The organism is Exiguobacterium sp. 8A (assembly GCF_902506275.1).
GTDB lineage: Bacteria > Bacillota > Bacilli > Exiguobacteriales > Exiguobacteriaceae > Exiguobacterium > Exiguobacterium profundum.
On record NZ_LR733678.1, the window covers coordinates 12,771 to 33,433 of the forward strand.

Annotated in this window: 19 protein-coding genes; 14 read left to right on the top strand and 5 right to left on the bottom strand. The window is 48.2% G+C overall.

Annotated elements, in window-relative coordinates; translation table 11 throughout:
* Window positions 1–33 precede the first annotated feature (33 nt).
* From GVY42_RS15885 to GVY42_RS15905, 5 genes are all read right to left on the bottom strand, one after another.
* Window positions 34–1,341, bottom strand: a complete 1,308-nt coding sequence (locus tag GVY42_RS15885; protein WP_159563717.1) for a hemolysin family protein — start codon at window positions 1,339–1,341, stop codon at window positions 34–36.
* 1,700 nt (window positions 1,342–3,041) lie between these two features.
* Complete coding sequence (locus GVY42_RS15890; protein WP_159563728.1) at window positions 3,042–4,067, bottom strand: tyrosine-type recombinase/integrase; 1,026 nt, start codon at window positions 4,065–4,067, stop codon at window positions 3,042–3,044.
* A 1,259-nt stretch (window positions 4,068–5,326) separates the two neighbouring features.
* A complete protein-coding gene (locus tag GVY42_RS15895; protein WP_159565697.1) occupies window positions 5,327–5,560 on the bottom strand; it encodes a hypothetical protein in 234 nt (77 codons plus the stop codon).
* Window positions 5,553–5,834 carry a hypothetical protein gene (locus GVY42_RS15900; protein WP_159563729.1) on the bottom strand — a complete coding sequence of 94 codons (282 nt, stop codon included), beginning with the start codon at window positions 5,832–5,834 and terminating at the stop codon, window positions 5,553–5,555. Before GVY42_RS15900 ends, GVY42_RS15895 begins: the two co-directional genes overlap by 8 nt.
* 788 nt (window positions 5,835–6,622) lie before the next feature.
* Window positions 6,623–7,015, bottom strand: coding sequence for a hypothetical protein (locus tag GVY42_RS15905; protein WP_159563730.1), 393 nt, complete (start codon window positions 7,013–7,015; stop codon window positions 6,623–6,625).
* 612 nt (window positions 7,016–7,627) lie between these two features.
* Here GVY42_RS15905 and GVY42_RS15910 point away from each other — a divergent pair.
* The 14 genes from GVY42_RS15910 to GVY42_RS15975 all read left to right on the top strand — a co-directional run bounded on the left by GVY42_RS15910 (window position 7,628) and on the right by GVY42_RS15975 (window position 20,501).
* Entirely contained in the window at window positions 7,628–8,116 is a 489-nt protein-coding gene (locus GVY42_RS15910) for a helix-turn-helix domain-containing protein (RefSeq protein WP_159563769.1), read from the top strand.
* 298 nt (window positions 8,117–8,414) lie between these two features.
* Entirely contained in the window at window positions 8,415–8,597 is a 183-nt protein-coding gene (locus tag GVY42_RS15915) for a hypothetical protein (RefSeq protein WP_021065836.1), read from the top strand.
* Window positions 8,598–8,610: 13 nt separating this feature from the next.
* On the top strand, window positions 8,611–8,835 hold the full coding sequence (locus GVY42_RS15920; protein ID WP_012390467.1) for a hypothetical protein: 225 nt from the start codon (window positions 8,611–8,613) through the stop codon (window positions 8,833–8,835).
* Window positions 8,836–8,901: 66 nt separating this feature from the next.
* Window positions 8,902–10,002: a hypothetical protein gene (locus GVY42_RS15925; RefSeq protein WP_159563768.1), complete on the top strand. Its 1,101-nt coding sequence runs from the start codon at window positions 8,902–8,904 to the stop codon at window positions 10,000–10,002.
* 14 nt (window positions 10,003–10,016) lie between these two features.
* Complete coding sequence (locus GVY42_RS15930) at window positions 10,017–12,380, top strand: VirD4-like conjugal transfer protein, CD1115 family (RefSeq protein WP_159563767.1); 2,364 nt, start codon at window positions 10,017–10,019, stop codon at window positions 12,378–12,380.
* A gap of 16 nt (window positions 12,381–12,396) precedes the next feature.
* The gene (locus GVY42_RS15935) at window positions 12,397–12,639 is read left to right on the top strand and encodes a hypothetical protein (protein WP_159563766.1); all 243 of its coding nucleotides are present in this window, start codon (window positions 12,397–12,399) and stop codon (window positions 12,637–12,639) included.
* 16 nt (window positions 12,640–12,655) lie between these two features.
* Window positions 12,656–13,063: a hypothetical protein gene (locus tag GVY42_RS15940; RefSeq protein WP_159563765.1), complete on the top strand. Its 408-nt coding sequence runs from the start codon at window positions 12,656–12,658 to the stop codon at window positions 13,061–13,063.
* 20 nt (window positions 13,064–13,083) lie between these two features.
* Window positions 13,084–15,048 carry a pLS20_p028 family conjugation system transmembrane protein gene (locus GVY42_RS15945; RefSeq protein ID WP_159563764.1) on the top strand — a complete coding sequence of 655 codons (1,965 nt, stop codon included), beginning with the start codon at window positions 13,084–13,086 and terminating at the stop codon, window positions 15,046–15,048.
* Window positions 15,049–15,054: 6 nt separating this feature from the next.
* Window positions 15,055–15,354 carry a DUF5592 family protein gene (locus GVY42_RS15950; RefSeq protein WP_159563763.1) on the top strand — a complete coding sequence of 100 codons (300 nt, stop codon included), beginning with the start codon at window positions 15,055–15,057 and terminating at the stop codon, window positions 15,352–15,354.
* A gap of 1 nt (window position 15,355) precedes the next feature.
* Window positions 15,356–15,976, top strand: a complete 621-nt coding sequence (locus GVY42_RS15955; protein WP_159563762.1) for a hypothetical protein — start codon at window positions 15,356–15,358, stop codon at window positions 15,974–15,976.
* A 17-nt stretch (window positions 15,977–15,993) separates the two neighbouring features.
* Complete coding sequence (locus GVY42_RS15960; RefSeq protein WP_159563761.1) at window positions 15,994–17,946, top strand: VirB4 family type IV secretion system protein; 1,953 nt, start codon at window positions 15,994–15,996, stop codon at window positions 17,944–17,946.
* Window positions 17,946–19,052, top strand: a complete 1,107-nt coding sequence (locus GVY42_RS15965) for a lysozyme family protein (protein ID WP_159563760.1) — start codon at window positions 17,946–17,948, stop codon at window positions 19,050–19,052. Before GVY42_RS15960 ends, GVY42_RS15965 begins: the two co-directional genes overlap by 1 nt.
* 30 nt (window positions 19,053–19,082) lie before the next feature.
* Complete coding sequence (locus GVY42_RS15970) at window positions 19,083–19,661, top strand: hypothetical protein (RefSeq protein ID WP_159563759.1); 579 nt, start codon at window positions 19,083–19,085, stop codon at window positions 19,659–19,661.
* On the top strand, window positions 19,662–20,501 hold the full coding sequence (locus GVY42_RS15975) for a hypothetical protein (protein ID WP_159563758.1): 840 nt from the start codon (window positions 19,662–19,664) through the stop codon (window positions 20,499–20,501).
* Window positions 20,502–20,663: the final 162 nt, after the last annotated feature.

Sequence of the window (20,663 nt, forward strand, 5' to 3'; positions counted from 1 at the left end):
CATGTAGTTGAGTCAATCGTTTTGAGTGCGGCGTTATTTCGCGTGCTGCTGGAACGTCACTTGCTTGATTTGTTGGTGGTCCATTTCTGAAACGGTCCATACCGTGTGTTCATCCGTTTTCAACGTATCGCCGACTTTTACTTCTCCAATACTCTTGTATTGGATCCAGCCACCCAACGTATCGATATCGTCGCCTTCTTCGAAGGTCAAGCCAAATCGATGTTCTAAGTCTTTGAGTAACACACGTCCGTTAATCAAATACTGATTTTCATGAATTTGAGTGATTTCCGCTTGTTCATCCGCGTCGAATTCATCGCGAATTTCGCCAACGATTTCTTCCATGATGTCTTCCAACGTAATGACTCCGGCTGTACCACCGTACTCATCCGTCACGATGGCGATATGGACACGCGCTTGCTGCATTTTCAGCAAAGCGTCCTGCAGACCGGTCATTTCAAAAACGGTCGGGACTTCAAGGATGAAATTCTCAATATTCCATGGGCGCTCAGCAACGATATAAGGAAGCATCTTTTTCGCACTGACAAAGCCAAGAATCCGGTCCTTGTCGCCGTCTTCCGTTACCGGATATCGCGTGTAATTGTTTTCATCCAGAACTTCAACGATTTCTTGAAGCGTCATATCTTTGTCAATCGTCACCAAATCGGTACGAGGCACCATGATGTCTTTGGCAGATCGCTCATCAAAGGTGAAAACGTTCTCCATGTATGAGAACTCGGTTTCGTTAAGTTCGCCATCTTCCTGACTTTGCGCCATGACAATTTTCAATTCTTCTTCCGAATACGCATGATTATGACCGGCCGGCTGTGCACCAAATAGTCGTAACAGGACCCGCGCAGCCCCGTTCAGTGCCCAGATGAATGGCTTTAAAATTTTTCCGAACCAATAGAGAGGCGGGGCAAGTAATAAAGACATCTTCTCGGCATATTCGATGGCGAGCGTTTTCGGAGCCATCTCCCCTAATACCACGTGCAGATAAGTGACAAGTATGAAGGCGATGGCATAAGATGATGCCGCAGCGACGGCATCCGACACGTTAAAGAAATCGAAAACCGGATACATCAAACGTTCCACTGCCGGCTTTCCGAGGGCTCCTAAACCAAGGGCCGTCACGGTGATCCCGAGCTGGCACGCCGAGAGATAGTAATCTAAGTCACTGGCCACTTTTTTTGCAGTGATTGCTTTTTGGTTTCCTTCAGCAATCAGCTGATCTAGACGCGACATACGTATTTTAACGACTGCAAACTCCGAACCGACGAAAAAGGCCGTTAAAGCTAGCAATACGACTAATAACACTAAATTTATGAATGTAATTATATCCACTTGTTCTCCCTATAACAGGGATTCACCTCCGGTAGTTACTATAGCAAGTCAAACAGAGAAACCGACACCTCCATCCGATTCTCCAGCGCCTTACTGATTTGAAGCTTTACATGGGTTGGCGCTTCTTCCAATCTCGCGATTTTTTGTTGTAGACTTTCAAACTCTTCAAAAACGGATTCGACCAATACTTCAGAACTTAGTTCCTCTTTCTTATTTAGCGTCTCTTTGATTTCAAGGATTTGTCGGCCTTTGTTTCTTTAGAAGTTGAATACGTTCAACCCTTTGTGCGGTAGAAAGAATATAGTCTATAATTGCTTTCTGAACGCTGGAGGAGACGATCCGATTCATCTGTTTCACCCCTGCCTTCAACTGGGATATCGTCGTCGAATGTCTTGAGTAAGACGATATCTCAGTTATAGGCTTTGTTGTCATTCTCTGCGTTCTCGAACCGGTTGCCGATGACGCTACAGTTCTGGAAGTGGTTCAAGTTGGCAGTTTGTTGTCAGGACTTTAGTATACGACATCGCCTAGCGATGGGGCGTCGAAAACGGAACGGAGCATCCTCTTTTTTGAGACATGGAAACGGGAAATGAAATGTCGTTCAGGACCTCCGTTTTTTTTTTGAGCATGAAATCTCTGTTGAAAGAGAGCGTAGAGACATTTCGTGCTTCAAATGGTTGTAGCGCAAAGAAAAGCGACTTCCACAAAGTTAAACCTTCTTTGCTTCTGTTCGCTATCTGCCAGCGTGTCTTTTCTACTCTTTGGATACGCCAAAAGGAAAATGAGATGGGAAGAACGCTTTATGTTGATAGGGCCAACTCTTCCCCTTATCTTTCTTTCCCGAAGAAAAACGGAGTTTACGGAAACCTCCGGTTTCTTCGATGACATCGCTACCTCTCGTCTTCTTGATACTCCAATCGCACCTTGTTTAATAGGTTTTCGCTAGTTTCTTCTTAACTTGATATTATTAAACTTGTTTCAAAAAATAAAAGTAAATCAAATTAAGATATTTTAAATTCTAATGATTAGTTACCTGATTTCATCATTTTTCGGCAATCGTAATAGGGAACTATTCATTGAAAGCATAATCAAAATTTTACGTATAACTGCTCCTAATTTGAAACGTTTAAGATATTTAGAGGACACTTAAAAATAGTTAATATCAAAAAAATACTCTGATATTTTATTATTATCGATTTATCTGGGTGATTCTCCCTTCTGAAAATTCGCAACATAGTATGCTCATCATTGAGACAACGTATTGAAAAGATATTTATTTGGGAGAAATGTCATTCAAAATATGTAGGGTTGCTATCTCATATTCGCTCGCACATTGATATTCAGATGCGATATGCTAATGGTGTTCACGCTGAGGGATTTAAAAACTTCTCGGTCTTTTACCCTTGGCGTGCTCAACCTTTTTGCAATGTCGTTGGATGTTCTCGTTACATCGGTCAGAAGCAATTTATGTTTCTTTCCTGGATTCCATGTCCTTCACTCTGATATTAAATAATTCTCTGTCTAGATATGTATACTGTAATATAAAGTCATTGATTAACTTGTTTGTTCTTCGAGAAAGGACTCTGTCTACAGGAGAGAAACAAAGAACCCACAAATCGCCCCGGAGCAATTTGTGGGTTCTTTGTTTATATTCCATATATTTCTAATAATTAAAAATTGAACTTGATTTTTCGCCAATTTTATTTATAAGGTAACTTGAAATTGACAATTCTAGCATGAGAATTAAGCGATTGGAGATAACCATTAGTAGTGCTAATTGACTTGTGTCCAACGATTTGCATAACGTCAATTAGAGGAACGTCATTTGCCAGCAATTTTGTAATGTAAGACCTTCTGAACCAATGAGGGGAAGTATATTCTTTAGAAGCTACATTCTCAACTGCCTTACGAGATATCATTCGTAAAGCTTCATATGTTATAGCTTTTTCATTTTTCTTTGTACTGAATGCAATGAAAGGAGATGAAATTTCTTCTATTTTCATAAGGGTTTGCAGGCGATTAATGAGATACAATCCTTTTTCAGTGATAGGGACTAGACGCAATTTACCACGCTTTCCTTTGACCCTAAGATATGATGTATTATACTCCCTACTCAAATCAACAAATTTAATCGTCAAAAGTTCCGACGCCCTTATCCCGGTTGTCAATAGTAAGTACCCAATTGTTTCATTGCGAAGCTCTATTAACTCCTTTTGATAAATTTGTTTGACAGTGTAACGGAATGATTCTGCAATTTTTTCTATTTCAGCGAAATCAATCTCACGACAGATTGGTTCTGGTCGTCTCTGATTTTTTACGTGGAAAGCTAGGTTATGTGAATGATATTGATTGAGATAGAGGTAGGTCAGTAACCGCTTAAACATGCTGTTTTTTCGTTGGGCTGTACGTGGGGCATACTGCTCGTTTACCTCGAATAAGTAGCGATGAACGTCAAGAACCGTCAAACTCTTTAAACCTTCTGTCTTCGTCATCACGAAGCTGAGTACAAATTCAAGATCTTGCTTATAGGCGCGAAGAGTATGAGAATTTTTTACAGAATAAATAGGAAATAATTCCGTTGCCCAAAACAACTCAATAACTTCAATATCACTTAGTGTCTCGAGATCAATATAATTATTCTTCAAAGCTTCCATCAATTTTGCGTTTGTCCCAGTCAGTTCTTGCAATGCCAATTCAAACAACTGTTGTTTCTTTTCAATTTTCATTTTTCAGCCTCTTTTCATTTAAACTTCAAGACACACTTTTTACTGTTATCTCAATACTTTAAGTAATACATGAGTAATTTAAATTAAATACTTGTGTATTTATAGATTTAATCAGGATTTATAGGTAATACATATTTTAATTGTATTTAATCAAATTCATCAACTTGTGATAATCTTATATTATCACAAGTTGATGAATTTGATTAATGTACTAAGAAGGATGGTTAAAAATAAAGCCTACTTAAATTTATAAATAAAGTAATTGATTTAATTATCGATTGAATTTCATGTTTTAAGAAAGATTTTGCTAGCGACTAGGATGATGATTGTAGTAATCAAGGTTAGCGTATGGGTCCTCTTTCCTCGATTTTTGTAGCTCTCAATGACCATATTCTCAAGGCGGTGGCCCTTCAAGTAGCGTTTAACCACATGAAATTTGAAAGTTTTTGTAAATTTTAACATAAAAGCACCCTATAAAAGTTGGACATGAAAATCAACTTTTATAGGGTGCTTTTATCATCTATCTCTTTTTGTCTCGCTTGGTTCCTGTGCGATTTCGGAGCAGCCTGGTCGAAACCAGAGCTACAATCATCCCCGTCCATATAGTCCCAATTTTCTCTTGTCATCTGTTCCGCCTGTTGTAGCCATCATCCCGATGTTCCAGAAAAGCAAGGATCTACGAAAATGAGGCGATTAACTCGTTCTCTTTCCCATTACATTAAGTTTCCCTCCGTTTAAGCCGAACGTCAAATCTTAGGGAACTGCTCACTCCTTACTGCTAGAAACAATCATTTGCGTTAGATTCTACTTTTCCTCTAAGTCATCGATTGACGTCAGGTTCAGGCACAGCTAGTCAGAATACACAAGAATGGCCTCGTAGATAGGTTTTTTTAGCCCCATTCAATCTTGATCAATGCCTCAGTGACCCGGTGTTTTTGCTTTACAGTCCCTTTTAGCATTCATCTCTCTTTTTAAGCTACTCATTACTTATTTCACATCTTTCTCATTTGAATTTTTTATGATTATCATTCGAGCTTCATAATCAATATTCATGATTGTGTCATAGAACAAGCTAACTTCCCAATCAGTGCTATTTTTTAATATTATATGTGCTATCGGCATCATATAGGCGTTGTTTAAGAAGCACTCCGTGGCCACCTTACTACTTTGAATATATTGATCAGACTTTGCGGGGCAAAAAATTGTCCATCCCATTATCTCGATTGATTGCATTGTTCTCACACCCTTCACCTCTCTTTTTATCTCTCGATTAAATGGAAGGTACGCCCGTTAATATCAAATTGAATTTTAAAACCGACTAGTTTAAAAGAAATATATTTTGCGTTAGAATCTTGTACGATTTCAACATGCTGTCCTGTGGAAATATCGATAAGCGTCAATCGATCCGATAAGTTCTCAATAACAATATAATTCGAAGGGTAGTAGAACACATATCCCCACTTATCTATGTATTCCCATGACTCATCACTCATTATGTCTTTTCTCCCATTCTTCGCTCGTTAAAGCCTCTTCGCTCGTCCGAATACTAATCAACCTTTGATTATAATCAATCAAGACGCTTGTCAACCAGTTTGGTTGAAAATGTAATTTGCCGTCTTCCAATGCCTCTATTCTAAGATATGTATTTTCAAAGCTTGCGTGCACCAACACTGCCTTCGATTCTTCTGGACGTGAGTCGACTATGACTTTAAGAAAATGAGTCATTTCATCGATGGCCCATTCTCCTAAATATTGAATTTCCTTCAATGGCTTTCCTCCTTTAATTGAACGTGATTCTATAACAATAGATAACCGTTCAGATGTCAATAAATTATAGAACTAAAAAGATAAACTAGTTCTTTAAATCTATAATGACAACATCTGATTTTTGAAATCACTAAGCATTTTATCAACTGATGAAAAGACGCTCCTAAAGGAACGTCTTCCTGCGTTAGAATGTTTTTTGTTCTTGCAGGGGGATTTTAAAATAAAGCGTAATTTTATCCCATGGGATAAAATTACTTTAGGGTTTCCAAAAAATATACAAGAAAAGAGATAAACTGAATGTTCAAATATGAAATACTGATAAAACATTTTTTGAAATCAGCTCGAGAGACTTAACAAATCGATGCTTGTACGTCTTATCCGGTACCGTCAACTCTCTTATGAGGGATAGAACTGATTAACAGGAAGTTTTCAAAAATCGTTCTTAAGTTTTTTGTTCAGCCGTCTCGACGGCAGAGTGTACTTTTGAAAAATGAGTGTTCATACTACACCTCGCTCGAGGTTTAATTCTTCCCGACGTTGTCTCGGTGATAGTTCGTACTCTCGTTCGTGAGGTGAACTCAGCGTTTACCTTCACTTTCTCCACTTAGACCGATTAGAAGTGTATAGGCGGGATTTTTCTGAGGTTGCCAGAGATAGGGGTCATCCGCGTGATGCGTCCTTTAGTGACCTCGATTCCTGCAAGAAAAGTGTGGGCAACGGAAGGTCGAATTCAATCATTATCCTTACCAATAAACCAAATCATTCGTCGGATGGATGAGATTATTCTCCTATTTTTTTATATCTGTCGAATATACAGACCCATCAACCAGAGTAATTCGAATATACTCAACTGAATCGTTGTCTGAATAAAAAGTAAGTATCTCATAAGATTTATCATTCATGATGTATTTTGTGTCACTACTAGCAATTCCTAAAATAGACTCGACTTCATCTAGTGTCATCCCATATTCAATTTTCTCATAATCTCTTTGAATATTTGATACTTTGGGAGCATACACGTCTTGATTATCTACTAAATCCTCTGTAGAGATCGTATTTATTTCCTTGCCAATCTCATCAGTCACTATTTTTGTGCAAGCTACAAGTCCACCTATGAATAATATGACTCCTAATGTAACAAGACACATCCTCTTTATCAATTTTCCTTTTTCTAACCTCACTTCAAACGACCCCCAATTATATAAACATCTTTAGTATTTAACCTTACTTGATAGAATTAAAGATAGAATTCAAAAATGACATGGTATGGATGTTAAATTTGAACTGAATCTACTTATATTAAGTACGCAGAATTAAATTCTTTCCTTATTTTAAGGAATACCAAGCAAAACTAGCTCATGCGTAAATGGTAAGATTAGTTTTCGAATTGCGTAACATATCCTACTCATAGCAGCAGAGCTGTTAAAAAACTGATGGATTGTTAGATACTGAAAATACTTAAGTCATTTAGAATGAGAGAAAATATGAAGGTTTTGTGCTCCAGCTTACAAATCTTTCTGTTTCTTTAACCTAATCCTTTAAATCAAAATAGCAGTTACTATGTTTATATAATCGAGAGATTATTTTTACAGTTGTGCAACAAAACTAGAAAATATCGATTTACTACTGCTCGCTATCCGTTGCATGAAGCAAATTCGACAAATTTCGTCAATTGTAAAATTTCTGACATATCAGAAAACTGATGATTTTTGAGTCTGCTCCTGTTATATTGGAACCAACAAAAGGAAACATTTGTTTGGTCGCCGCTCTGGTTTACAGAAAGGGGAAGGCTTATGTATCGATTCGGGGAGTGGTTGAAGGAGAATCGCCGGCTCTCAGGCTGGTCACAGGTCGAATTATCAGAGAAGACATTTGGAGAGATTTCACAGCCCGCCATCAGCCAATATGAACAGAACCGTTCGGTGCCGTCGATCGCTGACATCGATCATTTGGCCCGTGCGTTCGGACATACGCTCGCGACGGTGCCGTGGGACGCCATCGACTTCGGCTACGGGGCGAAGCGCTCCGTCACCAAGCTCGAGCGACGTCGGTTCGACCTGAAGGAGTTGCCGCAGGCCGACTCGGTCCGCACGTTCGACGGGAAGACGTATGAATTACATGGTTTCATCGGCATCGAAAAGGCGAGCGGCGAGGCGGTCCAGCTGACGCAACTTTACTATCGAATCCGCACGGTCGTCTGTGACGCCCACGTGCTCGCCAAGCGCAAGAACCCGGATGACGAGCTCATCCATGTCAAGAAGCGAAAAAGAGTCCGCCAGTAATCGACATCGACGCAGTAGCACATCCTTAAGGATGGTCTCCTCCAGTCACATACCGGCGTGTCCCTCACCAGTGACCGGGTGGGCGGGATCTACGCACAGATGGTTCGGCGAGAGTCGCCTAAAACTCGCCACAAGGTCACCGCATCGTTCCGGGTCATCGAAAAACCCTGTACAGCTCCTTAGATTCATGAGGAGCGGAGTTCGTGGGAGAACGGCTAGAAACCCACCGCACCGAATCCGACTGTCCTTAATGATGTGCTGCTGCACATCACGAGATCAAGGGAAGGAAGTGTGTACTGTGGCATCAAAAGAACAGAAACAGAACCGTAGCTTCGCCGAGAAACTCTTACGCATCCGTGGGAAGGACTATGAGGAGTGGCTCGACGAACAACATCAGCAGGTCATCCAGGACAACCAGGAACTCATTTTGGAGGCGCTCGAGGCGAAGCTCAGCTTCAAGTCGCCGGCGCACCAGGACTAGGGAGGAGAACGACATGGGACTCAATGAGACAGGGCTCAGCTTGCTTCAGTTCTTCCAGGGACTCGCCGTCATCGCCGCGGCCATCGCCTTCGCAATCGGGGGCTTCTACTTCATCTTCGGTGGGGATCGGGGACGGTCGAAGGCCGTCGGTTGGCTCGTCGGGGGCGCGGTCGGCTTGATCATCGTCATGGGCGCATTCACGCTCGCCGAGATGGTCGACCAGAACATCAAATTCTAATGCACACTTACGCAGCGTTCCAATCGGAAGGCTTTTTTTGTGGCTTGAAACGAGAGGAGGAACAAGATGCTGTTTGTACGATTCACCGACGTGCCGGACACACGGATTCAGAACTATGAGCGACTCACCTTCGCCGAGGCGGTCGTTGTGACCCATGATCTGCACCAGGCACGTAGCGAGGAAGGGACGAGCTGTTCCGGTGACTTCCGGCTCTTCGACCAGAAAGATGAGTTACTCTATCGAGGGACGTTCACGTTCGGAACCGAAGGAACGTATCCGAACCTGTATCATCAAGTGAAGGATCGGGTACAACGAATCCGGACGAAGAAAGAGGACAACGCGAAGAAAATGTGGATCCTCGACGAGATCGAGTCCGAGACACTGGAAGACTACAAGCGCCCGTCCTCTAAATCGAACCCAATTGGGTCGTCGACCTATCAGTCACGCCTGACCCGACTGCAACGCCGCCTCATCTATGGGGCGGCCACGATCGGGATTCTATTCACCTCACTCTTCACTGCCGCGCAATGGTTCATCGATAAAGAGGCACACGCCGAACAGGTGACGGATGTCGAACAGATATGGTTGGATGCTTACGAACAGGCGCTCCAAGGCGAGGAATCTTCGCTGATACAATTGTTTGAACGAAAAGACCGGTCCGATGAAGAGGATATTCTATTGGTCGACCTCTATCTCGCAGAAGGCGCAGACGAGAAAACACTCGAGCTCATGGATGACCCTATCCTAATCGAGACGAAGCTGGCCGGCCTCAATCTATCCGATCAGGAGAAATTGGAACGGCTCCAGGACTTCCAAGCGTCAAATCCGACCGATGAGGGTGCGTTCGATATCGCCACACTGGAACGTGATCATGAGACCGTGGCCAAAACGGAAAATGTAGAATGGACTGCTCCCCGCGTCTCGGCGAAAGTGACCGCTTATCTCTTTCTCAAGGACATCGAGGCTGCGAACGATTGGGCGTCCAAAACGAACAATTCTGCCGTTCAAGAAAAAGTCGACACCTATCAAGACATCACGGCTACTATCAACGAACTGAACGAAAAATTGAAGAAGACCTCTAGTAAGGACACTTCGGCCCGTGAGAAGATCCAAGTCGCTATCGCTGCAGAAGAAGTTAAACTGCAAACAATTCTTTATTCAGATTAAGGTAGGTGAAATAATTGAGAACTCAGTCTCGATCACCACGATTCCCGATACGTCTGATTTTCCCCGCACTGCTCTGCCTGTTGGTGGTGCCGGCCGGGATTTTTTATCTGCTTAACGGGGTCTACAACATCATTCGACAAATCATGGCCCCAATCGTACAAGACGGGCTGTTGGCCGGGACGACGATTCCGACGCTCTCACCCTCCTTGTTCTTGGAGGTGAGTCTTCCCTCTTCGACCGTCTTGCTCGGACTGATGGCGTTCAGTCTGCTCATCGGAGTGGTCGTGTTCGGCAAGGTGTGGCTGAACTTCCGGGATCTGCGGAAAGATCAGAAAGGGAGCGCCCGCTTCACCTCATTCGATGAACTGAAGCAACAGTATCGTCGCGTCCCGGACCGGAAGAAGCAATACAGCGGATCAGGCGGCGTCCCCGTCGGACGGGTCAAGAATGAGCTGTTCATCGATGACTCGCTCGTCAACAACCTCGTCATCGGGACGACCCGATCCGGGAAGGGCGAGACGTTCGTTTTCTCGACAATCGACCTATACAGCCGTGCAAGTGACCAGGCGAGCCTGATCATCAACGACCCGAAAGGTGAGCTCTTTGCCGCCTCAAAGGAGACGCTCGAGAAACGTGGCTATCAGGTCGAGGTGTTGAACCTGATGAACCCGCTCCAATCGATGTCGTACAACCTGTTGCAACTGACGATCGACGCGTTTCTCGAGGAGAACTACTCGCTCGCCCAACAGTATGCACGCTCTGTCGCGTTTATGTTGTACCATGACCCGAAGGCACGGGACCCGTTCTGGGCCAACTCATCGATCGACCTGTGTACGGCGCTCATCCTCGGGCTTTGTGAGGAGGCAAAGGACACGCCGGAGAAGATCAACATGTACAACGTAGCTCTCATGCTCTCGGACCTCGGCTCACGGACAGTCGTCACGCGACAAGGTCAGGAAATCTCCGCGCTCGACGAGTTCTTTCAGCGATTCCCGGAGAACCATCCCGCCCGGCTCCAGTTCGCGACGCTCCACTTCTCTGGTGGTCAGACACGAGCGAGTATCCTGGCCAATACGAATGCGAAGCTCGGGATCTTCACGTTGAACGGGACCGGAAAGCTGACGTCAATGAACTCGCTCGACATGCGACGCATCGGATTCAACCGCTGGATCAGCGGACGGAGCGAGCCTTTGACACGGCTCACGTTCATGTTCCCCGACGGGACGACCCATGCGCTCACGACGGATGACGACGGTAGCTTCATCGTATACCATACGTCACCACTCCAAATCGGGGACGTCGTTCAAATCTCAACCGACTCAAGCACTGCGACGATCCAGCTGGAAGCGCGTGACGCGGAGAGTGGACGGTTCCACTACGCAGTCGACGGGACGATACAGATCCGTGAAGTGATGTACCAGCTCCGTCCCGTGGCGGTGTTCCTCATCGTACCGGACTATGACCCGACATTCAACGTCATCGCGTCGCTCTACATCAAACAGGTGTACACGGCGCTCGCCCGGGTCGCCTCGCAGACGAAACAGGGTAAATGCGAGCGTCAGGTCGTCTTCCTTCTCGATGAGTTCGGCAACATGCCGCCGATCGAAGGCATGGCCAACATCATCACGGTCTGTCTCGGTCGGAACATGCGCTTCAACCTCGTCATCCAGGCCTATTCCCAACTCGAGAACCTATACGGAGAGGATTGGAAGACGATTGACGGCAACTGTGGGAACACGCACTATCTGTTGACCGCGGACGAATCGACCGCCGAACTGATCTCGAAGAAACTCGGTGAGGCGACCATCGTCACCAAATCGCGTTCCGGACAGACGTTCTCGCTCAAGAAATCGAAGACGGAGAACGTGGACGGCCGTCGGCTCATGACGGCGACCGAGGTCATGGGACTCAAAGAGGGCGAGATGCTCATCATCCGTGTCATCAAGCGTCAGGACACGAAGAAACGACGTATCCAGTCGTATCCGATCTTCCTGAACGGCAGGACGGCGATGAAGTACCGTTACGAGTACTTGGCGGACGATTTTGACACAGATCGCTCCCTTCATGACATCGACATCCCCTGCCGTCACGCCGGTCTCGATTTCGAACAGATTCGAATCCGCTTTACGCAGAAAGAAGACGCGACGGAAGCGAATACGCCATCAAATCAGGAAGAAAAGTCCTTGACGGTATGTGACGTGCTTCAGGACAGCATCCTCCGCTCGATGTTCGAGGGTCATGACATCGGAGGGATGCCCCTCCCTGAGTTCGAGACGAACCTGAACCTAGGAGTTTACGACGTCACTGACAGTCAGAAGAGCTTTTTGAGTACGATGATCGCGAAGCGACTCGAGAAACTGAAGCAAGGCACACCGTAGAGAGGAGGCCGAACCCATGACCGAGAGTGCGAGAGAGAAGCGAATCCAGAACGAATTGCGTGTCGTCGCGAGGATCATCGAGACGCAGCGCGTCCGCCTCGAACGGGGCGACGTGCTCAATATCCAGACGACCGACGGCTTTCTGACCGTCTATCAGGACGACACCTCAGACACCCCAAAAACTGTTACACTAATAGATAAGTTCGACTTCCGCGTCAACCTGAAAGTCGCGGATCTACTAAAGGGGAAAATCGTCTGACGGAGGGGTAAACGTTATGAGGAAAATCTTGATTGGTGTCCTACTCGGAAGTTCGTTACTTTTAGCATCGTGTGGTACTGAAAGTTCGAATTATCTTTCTACGACTTCTGTTGAAGAAATTGCAGATCTTAAAACTGAGCAAGAAAGTGCATACGTTCTTGTAGACAGCGATAGTCAAGGTAATGAAGGGGATTACGTTGATACTGTGCGAGAAGTCGCCACGGAAAAAAAGAAAGACGTTCTCTTATTCAATCCGTTTCAGCCTAATGGGGAAGATCTTGAAGAACGTTCTACCCAAGAACATCCTGAACTTAAAGGTGGCAGATTGTACGAGATGACTGACGGTGAAATCAGTCGTGAATTAAATGTATCTGCCCTTACAGAAGATGAATTAAAGGATCAAGTCACTACTTTTATTAAATAGCCTCTGAATGGAGGGATTCTATGGGTGATAACGAAGTCGTAAACAAGCTACAAGAGTTCACTGATATCCTTAGTCTCAGTACATTGGTACTGGATGCCCTCCGCTCAATGGGTTGGATTTTAATACGTGGCTTAGCAGTATTAATTGATGGACTTGAAAAAGTGACTGACAGCATATTACTAACGAAAACATTTTTTAATAACTCTCAAGTGGTTGAATTCGTTTCTACGATTCAACCTTTTTTGTACGTTCTTTTAGCTGCTAGCTTCCTATTCACGGGTTACCTCATCATCTTTCAAAAGAAATTTGATCGGGAAGGATTTTTAATCAATCTGTTTATCACGTTGCTCATTCTCGGACTATTATCTCCAACGATGACGCAAGTAAGTGAATTCAGTGATACCGCGATTGATTTCACAACTCAAAGCTCTGGCGAAAACTCTTCCAATGAATCGATATCAAATCAGATTCTACAAGAAAACATTCATGATTTGATTGAATATGACCGAAACGATTTTTCCGGTTTGGAAGGTGAGGCTTTGAACTCTCTGCCTCAAAGTCATTTACGAAATATCGATATCAACGAGGTATTCGATAGTAATGAATTTCGCTTGGGAAGAACTGGCGAACAAATCTCTCAGTCCAAACTGACCTGGAATGGTGAAACGATGGGAACCTCGAAACTCGACCAAGGTGGCGTCGAATGGAACAACCAGTATTACTACCGCTATCAGCCGAACTGGTTGACCATCTTCGTGACACTCGGGATTATGGGCTTCACGCTGTTCTCCATTGCTTATAAACTGGCTCGCCTCTCGTTCGAGCTCGCCTTCAACTATGTCTTAGCGATTCTCGTCGCCCCAGCCGACCTTCACAGTGGTCAAAAGACGAAGAAGGTCATCCAGAGCATTTTGAACACGTTCCTCGTGATCATCCTAATATTCGTCTCGATCAAACTGTACACGATTGGGACCGCCTATCTCGCGGAGACGTTGGACGGGTTCGCTTATCTGATCGCCCTCATCGCCTTCTCGATCGCCTTGATCGATGGGCCAAACATGGTCGAGCGGCTGTTCGGGATCGATGCCGGGCTCAAACGGGGCTGGGGTGTCGCCCTTGGCGCCTATACCGCAGGGAAAGGCGTGACCTCGGCCGGTGCCCACGCGGTATCGAAGGTCGCCCGTGCCACACAAGGCGCACCGAAGATGCCCTCGCTCCATGAGGCCGCAACGGCTCGGATGGACTCGAATGCCATGCCGCAAAGTGATACACCGCTTAATGCGGCGAGCCAAGCTTCACAGCGGATGGACGCCGAGAGACAAAACGCTCCAGACAGTATCGCTCAAGCGAATCAAACCGCAAGTCGTACTCAACCTGATCAAGACAAATCGACAAATCCGAAGGACGTTGCACAACCACTCAGTGGTCAAGAATCAGAACCTGAAGCGCAAAGCTCTCCACATGGGAAGGAAGCGTCGGGCCGCCCGTCTCCCGAATCGATTCATGCGACGAACCCTGAATCAAATGTCGAACGCGGACCCGACCATCAAACAAGGTTATCAGAGACACAAAGACCGGAATCGATTCACAATCATTCAAGCTCTGGTCATTCTCCAGTCCCTACTTCGTCTACCATCGAATCGGTCACCAGGTCCACCGATACCACATCCGGAACAGGCCATCGTCACAATGAATCAGTAGACCGAAATGATGTGACGACACCGACACCTCATGAGGTACCACCTTCAAGCGACTCATCCTCGTCTTCGTCCTCTACGACGGGTTCGAATGATTCGACAACAGAGAAACGCCAAGGACGCGCCCGACGGACCATCCATCAAGACACCGTGCTCGACGTCGAGACCGAGGTCATTGAACAGGTGCGTGAGAATCAGACACACGACCATACTCATAACCATGAAGAGTCGCGACGGATCTATCCGACCTCGCCACCACAATCTGACAACATGAAGAAAAAGGAGTGATGACCCATGCGCAAATACCGGATCCCGAACGAGGTCACGACCGAGCTCAAGATCAACAAGATGCTCTATCTTCATGACTTCCTGTTCCTCGTCGGGCTCATCGTGCTCCGGCTCGTGACGCTCCCGTTCATCCCGTCGGTGCTGCACATCCCGTTCACGGTCTTCCTCATCATCTTCGGACTGTTCATGGTGCTCCGTCCGGCGACGAACCCGCAGAAGCGGATGGTCCACGCGCTCTATTACGCGCTCATCAAACGGAAAGACACCTATCTCGCGCTCGACGCGCACACGAAAGGACGTGACTGAGATGGCTTTCATCGAGGAGTCGCTACAAGAACCGAGACGCACGGGCACCTGGCTTGACGAACAGGACGTTGTCGAGAAACGGAAAGTCAAAGATAAGGTCGTCGTCAAACCTACGGTCGCCGAACTGATGCCGGTCGTCGACATCACCGGAACCGAGGCGTTCGAGATGCCCGACGGGACCTATCTCGACATGGTCCAGCTCACCTCGAAAGATATCTATTCACTGAACGAGGAGGAAAAAGACCATGACGTGTTCTCGCTCGCCTATCTTCTGCAAGCGTACACGCACCCGCTCAAGGTCGTGCCACTGAACACACCGCTCAATCTCGAGCGGCAGAAGATCAGCATCGAACGACAGATTCGACAAAATCAGACACCGGCCTACCTGCCCTTCCTACTAAAGAAGAAGCAGGAGCTCGAATACCTCGAGGAGCATCGCACCAATCGCGATTATCTCCTCTTTTTTTATGCCGAAGACGAGCGGACGCTACGGGAACGCAAGACACACCTCTATAAACTGCTCCGACGCTCGAACCCGATGCGCGAGCTGACGCTCGACCAGAAGGTCCATGTACTCTACCAACTGAACAACCCGAACACGAAACCGCAACTCGACGCCTGAAGAAAGGAGTGACGCGCATGTGGCAGCGCCTACGTGCCAAGTTATCCAAACAACAGGACCCGGAGACCGTCAAGATCGAGAAAGGCTATAACCCCGACGTCATCGCCAAGATCCAGCCACAGGGTGGCATTAAGTTCGACGCCAACTTCGTCCGGCTCGGGGACGGCTACCTGTCCTGTCTCCATGTCTATAAATATCAGTCGCTCGTCTATGACTACTGGCTCGAACCGATTCTGAACATGCCGGGCGTCCTGACAACGCTCGACATCGGGACAGCCGACAAACGTGAAATCATCCAGACCATCAACAAGTCGATGGCCGAACAGAACACACGCTTCGAGAACGCGAAAGACAATATCGACCGCATCGACGCTCGGGAGACATATAAGGAGCTGAATGAGCTCTACGAACAGATCACCCAAGGCGAGACGATGAAATATCTGCATCTGCGCCTCTATGTGAAGGCGAAGACGCTCGACGCGCTCGAGGTGAAGGTGCAGGAAGTGATGGAAGAACTCGAGGCTCGGAACTTCCGCTCGACAATCTTCCTGAACGAACAGGAATGGGAGTGGCAGAGCCTGTTCACGAGCTATGATCAGCAACAAAAGCTCCCGAACCGGCGCCGTGGGAAAGAGATCCCGTCCCTCTCCATCGCCGGCGGCTATCCGTTCCACTTCACGTCGCTCCAGGACGCGACCGGCACGTATTACGGGACGACCGACACGAACGGTAGCGTCATCTTTGACCTGTTCCATAAGGACAAACAGCGCAAGTTCTATAACGCGCTCATGATCGGCAAGATGGGGTCCGGAAAGTCGACACTTCTTAAGAAAACCGTGCTCGACCAGGCAATCAAGGGCAACAAGATCCGCATCCTCGACGTCACGGGCGAGTTCTCCGACCTCGTGCGCCAGCTCGGCGGGAAAGAGATTGCGCTCGACGGGTCGGCCGGGCTCATCAACCCGCTCCATGTCTATAAGACTGTGACGAACAACGACGGCAGCGCCAACGAGGCACTCTCGTTCATGCAGCATCTCTCGAAGATGTCCGTGTTCTATCACTACATCAACCCGGCGGCGACGCAGGAAGAAACGAACGAGTTCGAGATCCTGCTCCGGGATTTGTACGTCCGGCACGGGCTCTGGGACGAACAAGGCGAACTGCCGATCACGACGCATCCGGCGAACCGGTACCCGACGTTCTCAGACTTCTTGAAACTCGTGCGTCGAGAACTTTACACGGACGACACGCGCACCTCGATCAAGGAGGCGATCAGCCCGAACCGGGTGCGGCGTCTCGAGAACATCGAGCTCGCCGTCACGAACCTCGTCCACAACTATGGCAACATCTTCGACGGGCACTCCTCGATCGACCGGTTCGACGAGGAGCTCATCGTCTCGTTCCCGCTCCGGAACCTGACGAGCCTGCGCGACGAAGTGTTCCAGGCGCAGGTGTTCTCCTTGATGAACATGCTGTGGGACGGGATGATCGCCAACGGATCGAGTCAACTGAAGGCCTACAACCAGGGCGTGCTCCGGACGGAAGAAGCATGCAAGTACCTCATCGTCATCGACGAGGCACACCACTTAATCAACACGCGCGACATCGCGCAGCCGGCCATCCTGTATCTGCAACGCTGTATGCGCGAGGCGCGCAAGTACTTCGGCGGTATCTTCTTCGTGTCGCATCTGATCACCGACTTCGTGCCGGCCGGATCGAAGTCCGAGAACGCGGAGAACGTCAAGTCGCTCTTCCAGCTTACGCAATACAAGATCATCGGCGAACAGGACGCGGAGAGCATCCCAATCATCCAGACGGTGTTTGATGGCCAACTCTCGAATTCCGAGATGCGGATCATCCCCTCGCTCGAGACGGGGCGTGTCGTCCTCAGCATTTCCGGCGTGCAGAACCTCATCTTTGACGTCGATGTCGCACCCGAAGAACTCGTCTTGTTCGGTGGGGGTGCCTGATGTGGGCGGCCGCGAAACGGACGGCCCGCTTCGCCGTCACAGCGAAATGGCAGCTTGCGATGCTCAAGTGGCGGCTCATCCTGCTCGGCATCACGGCACTCGTGTTGTTCCTGGTCATCCTCGTCGTCGGAATCCTCGACACGCTCACAGGTGTCCAGAACGAACAACTGACCGACGTCACGTTCAATACCGCAGGAGGTCTACAGGTAAGCGACCAGGTACTCCAATATCGGGGCTTGGTCGAATCGGAACTGTCGAAGCACGGACTGGCCGAACAGACGAACCTCGTACTCGCGCTCATGATGCAGGAGAGCGGCGGACGCGGGAACGACCCGATGCAGGCGAGCGAATCGAAGTGTGGACGCATCGGATGCATCACCTCCCCCGAGGAGAGCATCGTCTACGGCGTCGAACATTTCGCCGCCGTCTTCGAACGGGCGAACCGTGACGTGCAGCTCACGCTACAGAGTTACAACTTCGGAGGCGGCTTTATTGACTATGTGCAACAGAACGGAGGACGGTACTCGAAAGAGCTCGCCATCTCGTTCTCCCAAATGATGTACCAACGCGTGAAACACACCGGCATCTACCGCTGTCATCGTCCGAGCGCGGTCCAGTACGGTGCCTGTTATGGGGACATCGAATACGTCGACGCGGTGTTGAAATACCTCGCACCGATCGCCGTCGCCGACGGGGTCATCACGAAAGAACTGTTGTCGGGGTTACGTTCCCCGCTCGCCATCCCGCTCAACGTGACATCGCGTTTCGGGTGGCGCGTCGTCTTCGGACAACGGGATAACCACACCGGTATCGACTTCAGTTGCACCCCGTCCGACACGATCCACGCGGTCAAGAGCGGCACCGTCATCTATAGCGGGAACCGCGGACCGTACGGCAATCTCGTCCAAGTCCGACACGACAACTACATCACGGCGTACGCGCACCTGAGTCGTCTCGGCGTCCAGACCGGGCAACAGATCGACGCTGGGCAGGCGCTCGGGTACTGCGGCACGACCGGCCGTTCGAGCGGGAACCACCTACATTTCGAGATCAAGACGGGTGAATGGTCCGGTCATATCGACCCCGCCCCGGTCTTCGGATTTTGAGTCATGGATGTATGGAAAGGAGGAGGAAGAATGAACTTCACCGCACGTCACCTCGCATATCTGTTCGGGGTACTGCTTCTTATTTCACTCGCGGCAAACGCCTTTTTCTATCAACAAGCGACGGCTGTCACGAGTATTTCAGACCCTAGTGAGACGAAAAATGAGAGCGCCACTTCCCTTGAATCGGCAACCTCCGAGGATACGTCAGCGGACACCGAACAAGTCGTCGCTTCAAAGGAGACGGAACGAATGGAGGAGCTGACGACACGCGCGACGCGCTTCGTCGAGTACGCCTTCACCATCACGAAGGACAGTTACACGACCCAGAAACGACAGGCGAAGGACGTCATGTCGGAGGAACTCGCGGCCACGCTCTTCGCCGCTGACGGCAGTGACGTCGGCACGTTCGAGACGACCGTCCGCAACATCGAGGTGTTCCCTTCTGTCTCCGAAGAAGATTGCCTCGTACGGTTCGAACAGCACCTGTGGATCACCGAGACGGGTTATGAAGAGACGACGCAAGAACTGTTGGCCCTGACGTTCGAGTCTATCGAAGGACGTTTGGTCGTCACCGAAATGGAAGACCTGACATCGGAAGGAGGAATCTAGATGCGACGACAAACACGACGGCGTCTCACCCAGAACGTCTCCCGGTTCTACCTCGTACTCGGCGTATTCTTTGTCGTCGGCTTCCTCTTTTTCGGTACCTCGTCGTTTTTCTTCGCCGAGGAGGCACCGGTCAATGAGACGCCGATCAACGAGGCAATCCGTCTCTCGAACGGGGAGACCGTGACGCTCCACGCGTCCAGTTACGATACGGAGGCCAAGACAATACGCATCCGACTCTCGCTCAATGAAGCACCAGGTAACACGAACGATCATCTCTTCCGCTATGTCTATAAGGCACGTCCGGATTCCGAGAAGGAAGTCATGGTGCTGTATGACCGGAACGATCAATACGTGCTCGAATTGAAAGATGTGCCGAGCGACTTCGACCAGCTCGCTGTCCGGATTTACGGATTGGATGAGTCACAATCGATCGACACACTCACATCCGAGGAACGGGAGAACAGTCTTTTGACGTCACTCTATGCCGACCGCCGGACCATCCAACAGGCGAGCCACACATCATCTGACGAGACAACTTTCACGAGACTATTCGTCGAGGACGAGCTCGCGGAGACCGAACGGCATTTGGAAACAGCACAGCAGTCGGTCGAAGCACAACGGCAACAAATCGAGCGACTCGACCGTGACAAAGAGGAACTCGAAGAAGAACTTCCCTACCTCTCGCTCGACGAACAGGTCGAAAAGGAGAACGAGATTTTCGACCTCGGCCGGAAGCGTGACGAGCTCACACTAGAACTTGAAAAGCTCGAACAGTCGGTCGTAGCGCTCGAAGAAAAGCATGACAAGTTGCGTGTTCGGCTCCGGGAACTATCAATTTAAGTGGCACATTTCGTGCCAAATCGCTGGTTTTACTGGCACATTTCGTGCCGTTTTCGGACTTTTGGTGATATCACGGAAACCCCAGGCTCTGCCTGGGCTATCACGACAAGTGATAGCAGTTTCCCCTTATGCTCTTTGAATGAACTTTTCGAACGTTGGCAA